Annotated in this window: 12 protein-coding genes and 1 pseudogene; all 13 read left to right on the forward strand. The window is 47.2% G+C overall.

Going from position 1 to position 14,130, the window contains the following annotated elements; translation table 11 throughout:
* Positions 1 to 262, forward strand: a pseudogene (locus tag BLR11_RS07120) (hypothetical protein); the annotation flags it as partial.
* A 172-nt stretch (positions 263 to 434) separates the two neighbouring features.
* Positions 435 to 1,823 carry a tRNA lysidine(34) synthetase TilS gene (gene tilS, locus BLR11_RS07125; protein ID WP_176762904.1) on the forward strand — a complete coding sequence of 463 codons (1,389 nt, stop codon included), beginning with the start codon at positions 435 to 437 and terminating at the stop codon, positions 1,821 to 1,823.
* Positions 1,816 to 2,355 carry a hypoxanthine phosphoribosyltransferase gene (gene hpt / locus BLR11_RS07130; protein ID WP_091650004.1) on the forward strand — a complete coding sequence of 180 codons (540 nt, stop codon included), beginning with the start codon at positions 1,816 to 1,818 and terminating at the stop codon, positions 2,353 to 2,355. Before tilS ends, hpt begins: the two co-directional genes overlap by 8 nt.
* Before the next feature lie 96 nt (positions 2,356 to 2,451).
* Positions 2,452 to 4,404, forward strand: coding sequence for an ATP-dependent zinc metalloprotease FtsH (ftsH, locus tag BLR11_RS07135; RefSeq protein WP_176762905.1), 1,953 nt, complete (start codon positions 2,452 to 2,454; stop codon positions 4,402 to 4,404).
* A gap of 165 nt (positions 4,405 to 4,569) precedes the next feature.
* A complete protein-coding gene (locus BLR11_RS07140; protein WP_091650013.1) occupies positions 4,570 to 5,541 on the forward strand; it encodes a biotin--[acetyl-CoA-carboxylase] ligase in 972 nt (323 codons plus the stop codon).
* A gap of 101 nt (positions 5,542 to 5,642) precedes the next feature.
* Entirely contained in the window at positions 5,643 to 6,224 is a 582-nt protein-coding gene (locus tag BLR11_RS07145; protein WP_245675110.1) for a biotin transporter BioY, read from the forward strand.
* A 104-nt stretch (positions 6,225 to 6,328) separates the two neighbouring features.
* Complete coding sequence (locus tag BLR11_RS07150) at positions 6,329 to 7,093, forward strand: type III pantothenate kinase (RefSeq protein WP_091650016.1); 765 nt, start codon at positions 6,329 to 6,331, stop codon at positions 7,091 to 7,093.
* Complete coding sequence (gene dusB / locus BLR11_RS07155) at positions 7,077 to 8,051, forward strand: tRNA dihydrouridine synthase DusB (RefSeq protein ID WP_091650019.1); 975 nt, start codon at positions 7,077 to 7,079, stop codon at positions 8,049 to 8,051. The genes BLR11_RS07150 and dusB overlap by 17 nt, the downstream gene beginning before the upstream one ends.
* 180 nt (positions 8,052 to 8,231) lie before the next feature.
* Positions 8,232 to 8,717 (forward strand): transcription elongation factor GreA, encoded by a 486-nt coding sequence (gene greA / locus BLR11_RS07160; RefSeq protein WP_091650022.1) that lies wholly within the window; start codon positions 8,232 to 8,234, stop codon positions 8,715 to 8,717.
* An 18-nt stretch (positions 8,718 to 8,735) separates the two neighbouring features.
* Positions 8,736 to 10,241: a lysine--tRNA ligase gene (gene lysS / locus BLR11_RS07165; protein WP_091650025.1), complete on the forward strand. Its 1,506-nt coding sequence runs from the start codon at positions 8,736 to 8,738 to the stop codon at positions 10,239 to 10,241.
* Positions 10,242 to 10,317: 76 nt separating this feature from the next.
* Entirely contained in the window at positions 10,318 to 11,607 is a 1,290-nt protein-coding gene (locus BLR11_RS07170; RefSeq protein ID WP_091650027.1) for a hypothetical protein, read from the forward strand.
* 115 nt (positions 11,608 to 11,722) lie between these two features.
* Positions 11,723 to 12,187, forward strand: a complete 465-nt coding sequence (gene brxF, locus BLR11_RS07175; RefSeq protein WP_091650029.1) for a BREX-3 system P-loop-containing protein BrxF — start codon at positions 11,723 to 11,725, stop codon at positions 12,185 to 12,187.
* Between the two features lie 316 nt (positions 12,188 to 12,503).
* Positions 12,504 to 14,090: a bifunctional aspartate transaminase/aspartate 4-decarboxylase gene (locus tag BLR11_RS07180; RefSeq protein ID WP_091650032.1), complete on the forward strand. Its 1,587-nt coding sequence runs from the start codon at positions 12,504 to 12,506 to the stop codon at positions 14,088 to 14,090.
* Positions 14,091 to 14,130 lie beyond the last annotated feature (40 nt).

Genomic DNA, 14,130 nt, shown 5'->3' on the forward strand with positions numbered 1-14,130 from the left:
GAGTCGGACGGGAGGGACTGCGATGGTGAAAGTGATTACGGCCATACGAAACAAGGAATTAGATCAGGCGTTTGCCGACTGGACCAAGGGGTTTACCGCTCCAGTCAGCCGCACTTTCCGTGGGACGATGAGACGAGTCATGCGGAAGATTCCCTTTCAAACGCATGTAGGGATTCATCACGGACGCATTTGCAATAATGGCCCGTCCAGCAGTGCCATAGGGAAGTTAGCTAACAGTTTCTCAACGCCTGCATTTTTATAAAAAAACGATGTCGATGAGGCTAGCTATTATCTAGGTCAATACATTCACCGAGAACTTCTTGACACATACCCGATGCAGAACAGCCCTTTTCAGGTGTTTCTGTATTATGTATAATTGTATTAGGTCCGCTATGCTAGTCAGATATAAGGCGGAAAAATGGTAGGGATCAGGTATGCTGGAGATAGTAGAAGCATTTTGCTTAAAACATAATTTATTTGCCCCCGGGGATACGCTCGTTGTTGCATGTTCCGGCGGGCCTGACTCACTGGCGCTGCTGGATGTGCTGGCGCGGCTGCAGGAGACGTATGCTTTGAAACTGGTCGTTTGTTACGTCCATCATGGCATACGCAAGGCAGCAGATCGTGAAGTTGGGTTTGTCAGTCGGGCGGCACAGGAGCGAGGCTGTTTGTTTGTTACCGAGCGGGTTGATGTCCCGGCACTGGCAGCGGCACGGCACGAATCGGAGGAGACGACAGGCCGGATAGAACGATACCGTATCCTGCGCCGGACGGCTGCGACGTATCATGCGGCGGCTATTGCCGTGGCACACCACCAAAACGATCAAGCCGAAACGGTGCTGCAGCATTTACTGCGCGGCAGTGGGCTGACCGGCTTAACCGGGATGCATCCGAAGAGCGGAGATATTATTCGTCCCTTTCTGGCGGTTACGCGGAAGGATATCGAAACGTATATTTCCGGGCAGGGACTGATTCCCTGCGATGACGAAACAAATCATTTGGATATATATCTGCGAAACCGCATACGGCGGCGCCTGCTGCCTGAACTGATGCAGTATAACCCCAATATCGTCAGCGATCTGAATCGCCTGGCAGATATTGTACAGGGAGAAAACGAATATATGGAAAAAGCGACAGCTGCAGCATATGCCGAATGGGTGTGTCAAGATACCCCGGGATGCCATATAGCTAAAAAAAAGCTGACCTCTTTGCCGGTAGCCTTGCAGCGGCGTCTGGTACGGAACATGTTTCAGCAGATTTCCGGACAGGCCGGCAATATTCCGTTCCATTATACAGAACAGTTACGGGCGATGGCCTCTCAGGATACGGGACGGCAGTTCCGGTGCCGGACGATATGGGCATATACGACGTATGACAATTTGCATATCGTTCCGGCAGACACTGCGATTCCGGTGATTCCCGATGCCCGGCGCCGGGATGATACCAAGGTGCCGCTGGACGGACCGGGAACCTATCAGCTGGGACCATATACCCTGACCGTTGTGCTTTCACGGGAACGGCCGCAGGAGAAGGATCTGCACGTGTGTGTACTCGATTATGATACACATTCTGCTTTTTATGTATTGCGTTATCGTCGTCCCGGTGATAAAATTCGACTTGGACCACATAGCAGCAAAACGTTGAAAAAGTACTTTATTGATAAAAAAATACCACTGTCACAGCGGGACAGTATTCCGCTGATAGCACATAATGAGAATATCCTTTGGATATTCGGACAGGCAGCGGCATTTGAAGCTTCGGTACAAACGGAAACACCACTATATATGATAGGCACTATTACAGGAGGAGATTTGCATGCATAGCGACTTACAAGAAATTCTTTTTACGGAAGAACAAATCAAACAACGGGTACGAGAAATGGGGGCTCAAATCACCAAGGATTATGCAAATGAAGAAATCGTACTGGTAGGTGTCCTGAAAGGTGCCGTTACTTTTTTTACGGATTTGGCGAGAATCATTGATCGGCCCGTGGCCTTTGATTTTATCAGCTGCTCAAGCTATGGATCGGGGGCGACGTCTTCCGGTCAGGTGGCAATAAAAAAAGATCTCGATAAATCGGTAGAAGGCAAAAACGTGCTGCTTGTCGAAGATATTATAGATACAGGTATTACGCTTAGCTGGCTGCTGCCGCTGTTGAGAGCCCGCAAAGCGAAATCCGTCAAGCTTGCGACGCTGCTGAGCAAACCGTCACGGCGCAAGGTGGATGTACCTGTCGACTATAACGGATTTGAAATCCCCGATGCCTTTGTAGTAGGGTATGGACTGGATTATGACGGGCGGTACCGTAATCTTCCGTATATCGGAGTTTTAAAACCGGAAGTATATTCTAAATAAAAATCATTGTTGGTTTTACTGAATTGTGGTATGATACAATTGTATTGGTATGACTACCCAATAACAGTTCTAGATTGAAATGAAAGGAGCAGTATTTTGAGTAAATTTGTACGCAATGTAAGTCTTTACTTGCTTATTATTATTGTTGCCGTGTCACTTATAGATGCTTTTACGACCAATAAAGCCGATAAATCGGAAATTACGTATACGAATTTCCTGAATCAGGTCCAGCAGAAGAAGGTAGACACCGTTCAGATTACCAATGATCATGCTATTTCCGGTAAGCTGAAAGATGGAACGGCCTTTACGTCGTATGCTCCCACGGATGTGGCACTGATGCCGGCTTTGCGCGACGCAGATGTCAATATTATCGCCAAGCCGCCGGAACAGCCATCCTGGTGGATGAGCATGCTGAGCTCTGTATTGCCTATCCTGATTCTTATTGGTGTATGGTTCTTTATCATGCAGCAGACGCAGGGCGGCGGCGGCCGGGTCATGAACTTTGGTAAAAGCCATGCGAAAATGCACGGAGAAGGGAAGATCAAAGTATCCTTCAAGGATGTGGCCGGCGAAGATGAAGCAAAGGAAGAATTAGCAGAAATTGTAGAGTTTTTACGCAATCCCAGCAAGTACAACAGCATAGGTGCCAAAATCCCTAAAGGCGTCCTCCTTTTCGGACCTCCGGGGACCGGTAAAACGTTGCTGGCCAGAGCCGTTGCCGGTGAAGCCGGTGTACCATTTTTCAGTATCAGCGGGTCTGATTTTGTAGAAATGTTTGTCGGTGTCGGGGCATCCCGTGTGCGTGACCTTTTCACACAGGCTAAGAAAAATGCACCTTGCATCGTCTTTATTGATGAAATTGATGCAGTAGGCCGTCAGCGTGGTGCCGGTCTTGGCGGCGGGCATGATGAACGGGAACAGACCTTGAATCAACTCTTGGTGGAAATGGATGGGTTCGGAGCGAACGAAGGTATTATTACCATTGCCGCGACCAACCGTCCGGATATCTTGGATCCGGCGCTGCTGCGTCCGGGCCGTTTCGACCGTCAGATCACTGTGGATCGTCCTGATTTGCGCGGACGTGTTGCGATTCTGCAGGTCCATGCCAAAGGAAAACCCTTGGCGAACGATGTCGACTTGAAAACGATTGCCAAAAAAACACCGGGCTTTACGGGTGCGGATTTGGGAAATCTTCTGAACGAAGCGGCACTGCTGGCTGCTCGCGCCAATAAAAAAATCATTGGCATGCCTGAATTGGAAGAAGCCAGTGAAAAAGTATGCTTTGGTCCGGAACGCCGCAGTCATGTGATCAGCGAAAAAGAAAAACGACTGACAGCGGTTCATGAATCAGGGCATGCCATTGTAGCACAATTGCTGCCAGAAGCCGATCCGGTGCATAAAGTCACGATTATTCCGCGTGGCCGTGCCGGCGGGTATACGATGATGCTTCCGGAAGAAGATCGTTCCTATGAAACAAAATCCTATATGCTGGCGCAGATCCGAGTCGCTTTGGGCGGACGAGCGGCAGAACAGATTATTTTTGATGAAATCAGCAGTGGTGCTTCCGGTGACTTGCAGAGCGTGACCAATATCGTACGGCAGATGATCATGCGTCTCGGCATGAGCTCCAAACTGGGGCCGATGGTATTCGGCGAACAGCAGGAACAGGTCTTTCTGGGCAAGAGCCTGGGACATGAGCGGAACTACGGCGATGGCGTAGCGGAACTCATCGACAAGGAAATGCACGATATGGTATCAGAAGCATACGCCGATACGCTGAAACTTCTCCATGCGAATATAGATGCCTTGAGAAGCATGGCCGATGCGCTGATGCAGGTAGAAACGATCGACCATCATCAGGTGGAAAATATTATTAAATACGGTTCGTTGGAAGCGCCTGAAGAACAAGCTCCGGCCAAAGCGGAAGAATCCGCAGTACCGCCGGCAGAAGAACCGCAGGTACCGGAACAGCCGGTGAAAAAAGAAACAGAAGACGAACATATTGGCATCAGCCCATGGGGCAATGTCATTTCGGATAATAAAGAGTAAAATGTAAGAAGCAGTAGTAAACAGAGTAAAGACGGCGCACCCTTTTGCGTCGTCTTTTGCGTAAAAATGCCGGAAAACGGGATACTTGGAGCAATTGACACGTGAGTCATATATGCTACAATGAAATTGTCAACGTCATTTATTTTTTGAAAATGGGGTGGAACTGTGAGAAAAGATATCTTGGAATATTTACTGAATCATAAAGGTGAATACGTTTCCGGACAAAAAATTTCTGAAGAACTGGGGATTTCCCGTACGGCGGTGTGGAAACACATCCGTGTGTTAAAATCGCGGGGATATGTCATTGAATCGTATACGAAACGAGGCTATTGCTTGATGGAAGCGCCGGAACTCTTGTTGCCGGAGTTAGTTGGGGAAGGACTGCAGACGAAAGTTTTCGGCAAAAAAATTCACTACAAAGAAAAGGTAGACTCGACGAATAATGTGGCTAAAAAATTGGCGGAAGAAGGGGCAGAGGAAGGAACGATCGTCTTGGCAGAAGAACAATCCGGCGGCCGCGGCCGGCTGGAACGGAGCTTTTTGTCGCCGTTTGCACAAGGGGTGTGGTTTTCCCTGATTTTGCGACCGACCTTTTTGCCTATGGAAGTTTCTAAAATGACACTGCTGGCGGCGGTTGCGCTGACCAAGGCACTGCATAAGATGGGACTTGTGGAATGCGGCATTAAATGGCCTAACGATATTCTGGTCAAGGACCGCAAGGTCGTCGGGATATTGACCGAGCTCAATGCCTCGATGGAACGTATCAACTATCTGGTCATGGGCATCGGCATTAATACCTCGCTGACCAAGAAAGAATTGCCGAAGGACTTGAGAAAAACCGTCACGAGCTTTACCATTGAAAATGTTCCGGTTCATCGCCAGGCGCTGCTGCAGGAAGTATTGCTGCAACTGGAACGGTATTATGAAATTGCGGAAACAGAAGGGTTTAAGCCGATTCTTGCAGAATGGAAAGTCTTATCCATGATGATGGGCAAGGAAGTAGAAGTAAGTGAACCAGGCCGATCCTTTACAGGCAAAGCCGTAGATCTTGATGACAGCGGCAATCTTATTGTTGAAACAGAAGCGGGACGAGAAACGGTACTTGCCGGAGATGTACGGGTACGTGCTGTACAATAATTTATTGTTAACCTATAATTGATTATAAAAATTGACAATTGAATTCTTTTTTGCTACCATAAGAAGCGGACATCATATATTTTGATACGGGAGGGACATACATGCCTATTCGAAAAATGATTGGTGCCGCTTTTTTTGCGGCTATTATTGCTATTTTATCTCAATTTGCGATTCCTATCGGATCTGTTCCGCACACGCTGCAGGTCATGGCGGTGACGTTGGCCGGTGTTGTTTTGGGACCGCGCTATGGGGCACTCAGTGTCTTGGTCTGGTTATTATTGGGGGCGTTCGGTTTGCCCGTATTTGCCATGGGTGGCTCCGGACTGGGTTCGGTATTTGGCCCGCTGTGCGGATTTTTTCTCGGCTTCATTTTTGAAGCGTGGATCTGCGGCTATTGTTATATTGGCAGCCGAGCCAAAAGAAAAGAACGACTGCTGGCCTTTGCGGTCGGTGTTTTCTCTATTCTGCTGGTGTACATACTGGGTGTACTTGGATTTATGGCGTATTTCCATTGGATGCTGCATAAGCCGATGGCCCTGTATCAGGCCATATTACTCTGTGCCGCACCCTTTGTGCCGTTTGATTTGATTAAAATGGTCATCGGTGTGACTGCCGGATCTAAAATTACGCAGGCTTTGGAAAAAACGGGGTTGAGTTTTCGGAATATAGGGAAAAAAGCATAGCATATATTTTGTTTATACCTTCAAAAAGTTCTGTATTTTTCATACAAACAATGGTATTATATAGGGCGTAAGCTAGAAATTGAAAATGTATGGGAGATAAAACTATGTTACTTGTAATTGATGTAGGAAATACCAATATTGTATTAGGTGTGTTTGACGGAAAGGATTTGCTTGATCATTGGCGCATTTCTACAGATCGTCTGCGTACAACAGATGAATATGGGGTATTGATCCGCAATCTTTTTAATTTTAATGAAGTGAACGCCGATCAAATCGACGCTATCATAATTTCTTCCGTAGTACCACCTGTTATGCCTACACTGGAACGCATGTGCCAGCGTTATTTCGGAGTGATGCCGCTGATAATCGGACCGGGTGTTAAGACGGGCATGGATATTAAATATGACAACCCTCGTGAAGTAGGAGCCGACCGGATTGTAAATGCAGTAGGGGCCTATGCTAAATACGGCGGACCGCTGATCATTATTGATTTTGGCACGGCGACGACTTTTTGTGCCGTATCAGCAGGCGGTGATTATCTGGGCGGGGCGATTGCGCCGGGGATCGGCATATCGACGGAAGCCTTGGTGCAGCGGACGGCGAAACTTCCGCGTATCGAGGTTGTTACGACGGAACGCGTTATCTGCCGCAACACCGTACAGAGCATGCAGGCCGGTGTCTTCTTTGGCTTTGTCGGCCAGGTAGAAGGGGTCGTTGGAGAGATGAAAAAGGAATTAGGCGGTAAAGCCAAGGTCGTAGCGACCGGCGGGTTATCCGTCATTATTGCCCCGGCTGCCAAATCGATTGATGTAGTAGAACCTATGTTAACATTGGAAGGACTTCGGGTTATCTATGATCGGAACCATTAAACCACTGTCTATCGGCAGTGTTACTCTGGAAATTCCCGTGATTCTGGCACCCATGGCCGGCGTCTGCGATTTGCCGTACCGTGTGATTGCACGGCACTACGGAGCCGCGATGGTTTGTGCAGAAATGGTCAGTGATAAGGGGCTGTTATATCACAATAGACATACACAAGAGATGCTCCGCATAGATCCACGTGAGCATCCTCTTTCTATGCAGATATTCGGATCCGATCCGGCGACCATGGCCAATGCGGCGCAGGAGGTAGAAAAAGCAGGAGCAGACGTAGTGGATATCAATATGGGCTGCCCTGTAAACAAAGTCGTAAAAAATCAAGAAGGATCGGCGCTTATGAAGGATCTGCCGCGGGCAGAAGCGATTATCGCCGCCGTCGTATCGGCAGTTTCGCTGCCGGTAACTGTGAAGATGCGCACCGGCTGGGATGCAGACCATAATACGGCCGTGGAACTGGCAAAACGGGCCGAACAGGCCGGCGCAGCTGCGGTCACCGTTCATGGGCGGACCCGGGAGCAATTTTACATGGGAAAAGCCGACTGGACAAAAATAAAAGATGTCGTGCAGGCCGTGACCATTCCCGTCATCGGCAACGGCGATATCACAGACGGTCCTTCGGCGCTGCAGATGTTTGAAGAAACGGGCTGCCGAGGGATTATGATCGGCCGCGGTGCACAAGGAAACCCTTGGATTTTTCCGCAGATCATCATGTATCTGAAAACAGGAAAAATCCTGCCGCCGCCGACAGCAGCAGAACGCTATGAACAATTGCTGGAACATTTTGAGAGCCTTCTGGCGTATAAAGGAGAATATATTGCACTCCGGGAAATGCGGGCGCATGCCGCCTGGTATACAAAAGGAATGCACGGATCAGCTGCCCTGCGCGAACGGATCAACCGAGCAGCGGGAGTAGCGGAATTCAGAAACATAATCCGGAAACTGCTGTAATCTATCCGGGTCGGTTCCTGCTTTTCCGACGGTATATTTCCTGCCATGTGCCTCTGTTGACAGACAGGGCATATAAGAATATAATAAAATGTACTTGTAATTGAATAGATACACGTATAGTGCCAAGGGCTGCTTGACACTATTTTCTGTATATGACCATACGAGCAAAGGAGCACAGCTATGACTGAAACATTAATCACTGAAGAAGGTCTGAAAAAACTAACCGATGAACTGGAAGAATTAAAATCTGTCCGCCGCATTAAGGTTTCCGAACGTATTCAAGAAGCGATCGCTTTAGGTGACTTGAGTGAAAACTCTGAATATGACGATGCTAAAAACGAACAGGCTTTTATCGAAGGACGTATTGCCGAATTGGAAGGCAAAATCCGCACGGCTAAAATCATAAAAGAATCGGAGGACAGCGCGGCCAGAGTCAGCCTGGGTTCTAAAGTCGTTTTGGAAGATGTAGAAACAGGCGACCGCTTTACCTATACTGTCGTTGGCACAGCAGAAGCCGATCCGTTCAATAATCGTATTTCTAATGAATCACCCGTAGGCGCGGCGATTTTGGGTAAAAACATCAATAAGCAGCATCCTGTCATTGTATCTGTAAAAGCACCGGCGGGACAACTCAAGTATCGTATATTACCGCCCGATGCGGAATAAGAAGCAGGAGGGAACTACATGTCCGAAGAAAAGCAAGCAACACCTGTTATAGAAGAAGAACAGTTAAATGATCAAATGATCGTACGCCGGGAAAAAATGAAGGAATTCAGCGAAGCCGGTGTGTATCCGTTTGGTGAAAAATACAACTGGGATCATCATGCCCGGGACGTAAAAGAAAATGCCGAAGCGCTGGAAAAGGATGAAGCAAAAGTACGGGTTGCCGGACGTTTAATGGCGATCCGCCGGCATGGCAAGACGGCATTCTGTGTATTGCGTGATATTACCGGCGAAGTACAGCTCTATTTCCGTAAAGACATTCTCGGAGAAGATTCGTATACACTCTTTAAACTATTGGATATTGGCGATATAGTAGGAGTGGAAGGTACTGTATTTACGACTCATACAGGAGAAACTACGGTCCGTGTCGACGAATGGAAGATGCTGTCCAAATCACTGCGGCCGCTGCCGGAAAAATGGCATGGCCTGACGGATACGGAAACCCGGTACCGCCAGCGCTATTTGGATCTTATTGTCAATCCGGAAGTCAAAGATACCTTTATCAAACGCTCCAAAATTATTAAAGGGATCCGCAAATATCTCGACGAACGAGAATTCCTGGAAGTAGAAACGCCGATGCTTCATACGATTGCCGGCGGCGCGGCAGCCAGACCGTTCAAAACGCATCATAATGCACTGGACATGGATATTTTCCTGCGTATTGCTCCGGAACTGCATTTGAAACGTCTCGTCGTCGGCGGGATGGAACGTGTATATGAAATGAACCGCTGCTTCCGCAACGAAGGCATTGATACCCGCCATAACCCGGAATTTACGACGGTAGAATTGTACCAAGCCTACGGCGATTTGGAAGACGTGATCCGCATTACCGAAGAAATGACGGCTGAATTGGCCAAAATGCTTTACGGAACAACCAAGATCACCTATCAGGACATGGAAATCGACCTCACGCCGCCGTGGAACCGCATGACCATGATCGAAGCTGTTAAAAAATATACAAGTGAAGATTTCGGACAGGTTACTACGATCGAAGAAGCCAGAGCCATAGCGGATAAACTCCACGTTGAATATACGGAACACTGCGGTATCGGCAAGATCATTAACGCCTGCTTTGAAGACTATGTAGAAGAAAACCTTATGCAGCCTACGATCATTACGGGACATCCGCTGGAAATTTCTCCGCTGACCAAGCAAGACCGCGAAAATCCCCTGCTGACCTATCGCTTTGAAGGCTTTATTTACGGCCGCGAGCTGGCAAATGGATTTTCCGAATTAAATGACCCGATTGACCAGCGAGATCGTTTTGTGCAGCAGATGAAAGAACGGGCGATGGGTGATGACGAAGCGCATCAGATGGATGAAGACTTCGTCCGCGCCTTGGAATATGGATTGCCGCCGACAGGTGGTTTAGGAATCGGGATCGATCGTCTCGTCATGATCTTGACGAACAGCGCCTCTATCCGTGATGTATTGCTATTCCCACTGACTCGGCCGGAACAGAAATAATATAATCAAACACCCTTTGAAAGAACGGCTTCAAAGGGTGTTTTTACTCTTTACATGGAGAAAGGACGAAAATAATATGAAACGCTCACGAAGAATTTTGGGTGCAGCACTACTCATTGGTAGTTTTTATACAGCTGCAGCGTGGGCAGCATCGGATGAGCCGGATTCGATCATTATCCGCAAACACCCTATGCCGATAGAACAGACAGTAGGGAAGACGGCGGGAAAAACGACTACGACAGCAACGACGCAGGCCGACGATACTACAAAAACGACCGGAACACCGCGTAACAGCACCGCAAAAAATGATGCGGCCAAGGACGCGAACTTGGCTAAACCCGAAGGAAAAGACCGTTATGAGGAGGAAGTAATACCCAATCCCAAATTATCCGATATGGCCGTAATTCCCTTGTATATTATACCGCTGACGGAAAAAGATTTTACCATCGGGGGCCTGGGTGCCGGCGATATGATGACGAAAGTACGGCGTGTACTGGGCAGTCCGGAAAGATATTTGGTTAGTGAACACTATACTACGCTGCGGTATAATGATGACACGCAAAAGCTGCGGGTCGTTCTGCGCAACGATACGATTGATATGCTCAAAGAGCCGAACGAACAGGGAAACCGTGTACAAGTCGGCGTCAATTCTATCTTTCTGGCGCAGGGAACGAATATAGCGGCAGGCCGCGACATCCATCTGGGATATCCGGTGGAGTCGGTCATACGGCGGTACGGGGCACCGACGAATATTTTGCGTGATACGGATTCCAATATCTATTACATGGTATATGAGAGTCCGCGAAAAGATACGATGCTTGTTTTTGCCATCTATAACCGGAAAGTGGAACGGATCGCGCTGATGCCGCCGCGCACACCGTACATCGATCCACCGAGTGAGACATTGCCGATCAATGCCATGTTTGCTCCCAGAGATTTTTCCCTTATGGGATTTTCACTGGAAGATCCATTTGAAGCCAATAAATATAATATGTGGACTAATATGATAACCAATAAGGGCAACAAATTTTGGATCTACGGTGATTATGGAGTGGAAATAGATCGACACAATACGATAAAGCGTGTGTTTCTGATGACAAATAATGCCTATACGAACCGTGGAGCGACGTTAGGCTATCATGTATCTACGATTTTAGGGCTGTACGGACTGCCGCAGCGGCTGGAAAAAGGTTCCGACGGCAGCAAATCTGTCGACGGATATTTCTATGACAACCCATACCAAAAAGGCACTTCCCTGTTATTCGTTGTGGATCATGCGCAAAATTATGTGGAGGATGTGCTTCTTCTCAATACTCCTATCGAAGATTTGCAGAATCCCAAGAAGCGATATGGTCTGGAAGCATAGGCAAGCATTACGGCTTATAGGAACCATGTAAAATTTAGATAGACAAAAGCCTTTACTTATGCAGGCCAGTTCCAGTATAATAAAGATAACAATAAAGCAGATGAAGGTGATTCCTATGGTTACAGATGCAGAGGTTTTGAAACGCTGGAAGTACATTGCCCAGGATGAAGAAAAATTGCTGATTCTTATCGGCGGTCCGGGCTCCGGCAAAAGTAGACTGATTCGAGAATTAACGTACCAGGAAGGATGGAAGATCGTCGATGCAAAAGAACTATTCGATGATGAGTTTTTGGAAATTCCACGGGCCGATCGTCCCGAACAAGCGATTTCTCTTATCTCGGCTGCGATTCACAGACTGAATGCACGTGTAGTAATGATTGACAATGTTGGGTTTTTATTTGCACCAATTTTGAACCTGAATCCCGTAAAGATGCTAAAACAGCTCAGTCATGAATGCCCCCTGATCGTGAGCTGGCGTGGACACATTGAAAAAGATACACTGTACTTTGAACATAATGGGGATCCAAAATATGCTAAGTTTAAGGTAGAAAACATGAATCATGTAGTTTCTTTGGATTAAAAGGCACGGTGAAGAGGCTGTACTGACTAGGATACTGTCAGTACAGCCTCTTTTTGTATGGAGGTACAGTATCCGTTCGGCAAAAGGGCAGCTGTTCCGTTTAAAAAGTGGATTGGAATGGAGCAAGACGAGCGTATTGAAAAATAAATTATCGCTCAACTCTGCCGCCTGCCGATTGACAAATGAAAAGTAAATAGATACTATTACCTTAAAGAAACGCATGCGAAGGGCGGTACTTTTTTATGATGCGGGTATTTGGCAGCGCTGCGGCTGCTGCGTTAATACTTTCAACAAATACGTATGAACGGAGAAGAGAATGATAAAAAAAGCCTATGAACGGGAATGGGAAAAACTGGGAGTATTTGAAGTAAGCAACAAATTAATTGATCTAGCACAAAAAAATAAAAAGTACAGTACGTTTTTGAATGCCGGACGAGGAAATCCTAACTGGATCAATACGCTGGGACGCCGTGCATTTGCCCGGTTTCTTGAATTTGGCATGGTTGAATCAGAACGTACGATGCAGGACGGCGATCTAGCCGGATATATCGAAGGCGATAAGATCGAAAGCCGGTTTGATCAGTTTTTCAGTCAAGAAAACCGTGTGGATTCCTTTATTCGTGAAGCGATGGAATATGCCGAGCATACGCTGTCCATTGATAAGAAAGAGTGTATTCTTGAATTATCCAATGGTATTGCAGGAAATAATTATCCCGTTCCCAGCAGATGTCTGGTAAATGTGGAAAAAGTCCTCAATGCATATTTGGAGGAGACCTTGTATCCGCAAACGGGATTGGCAAAGACGACAAAACTATTTCCCGTTGAAGGCGGAACCGCGGCGATTGTATATATTTTTGATTCACTCAAACACAACAGGCTGCTGCATGAAGGCGATCAAATTGCCATCAATATGCCGATTTTTACGCCATATATCCAGATACCACGCCTTACAAACTTTCAATTAACCGAGATTAACGTGACCTCTACAAAAGAAAGCAAGTGGGAAATCGCAAAAGAAGAAATGGAAAAACTTCTTGATCCGGCCATCAAGGCATTTTTTCTCGTAAATCCCTCCAATCCCGGCGCACACTCCTTGGGAAGCGAGTCCTTGCGGCAGCTTAAGAAAATTGTGGATCAGCGCAAGGACCTGATCATTATTACCGACGATGTATACGGGACTTTTGTCGATCGGTTCCAGTCGGTGTATGGACTGGCTCCGTATAATACCCTGCTGGTATACTCGTTTTCCAAACTATTCGGATGTACCGGATGGAGATTGGGATTAATTGCCGCCAATGAACACAATGTGTGTAATGATCTGCTGGAAAAGCTGCCGGAAGAAGAAAAATGCATATTAGACAGCGATTATTCCATTGTAACGACAAAGACACGGCAATTGCCTATATTAGACCGTATTTGTGCAGACAGCCGCTCGATCGGGTTGTATCATACCAGCGGCCTAAGCACACCGCAGCAATGTTTGATGGCGTTATTTTCCCTGACGCATCTGGTCTGCCAAAAACAAGAAGACATGTACTTTAAAAGTGCAGATGCCATTGTGGCACGGCGATATCATATACTGTGCGAGGCACTGGGAATTCCGGAAGACAATTCGCCGACCAGCGCAAAATATTATACGATTATCGATATATACCATATAGCAGAACAAAAATACGGAAAATCGTTCCGCACGTATCTGGAAAAAAATGTAGAGCAGATAGATTTTCTAGTGCGTCTGTCAAAAGAAAAAGGATTGGTTTTGATGGCGGGAATGGGATTTGATGCACCGGCGGGCACGCTGCGTATCTCTCAGGCCAATTTACCGGACGAGGACTATCGTCAAATCGGCATTCGCATTCTTGCGCTATTAGAGGAATATTACCGGAAATATAGTCGCTCCTAGGAAGGTCTGCGGGGAAACTTCTGTATATACTGGGTATAAA

Source organism: Megasphaera paucivorans (assembly GCF_900103535.1).
In the GTDB taxonomy this organism is placed as follows: Bacteria; Bacillota; Negativicutes; order Veillonellales; family Megasphaeraceae; genus Megasphaera_A; species Megasphaera_A paucivorans.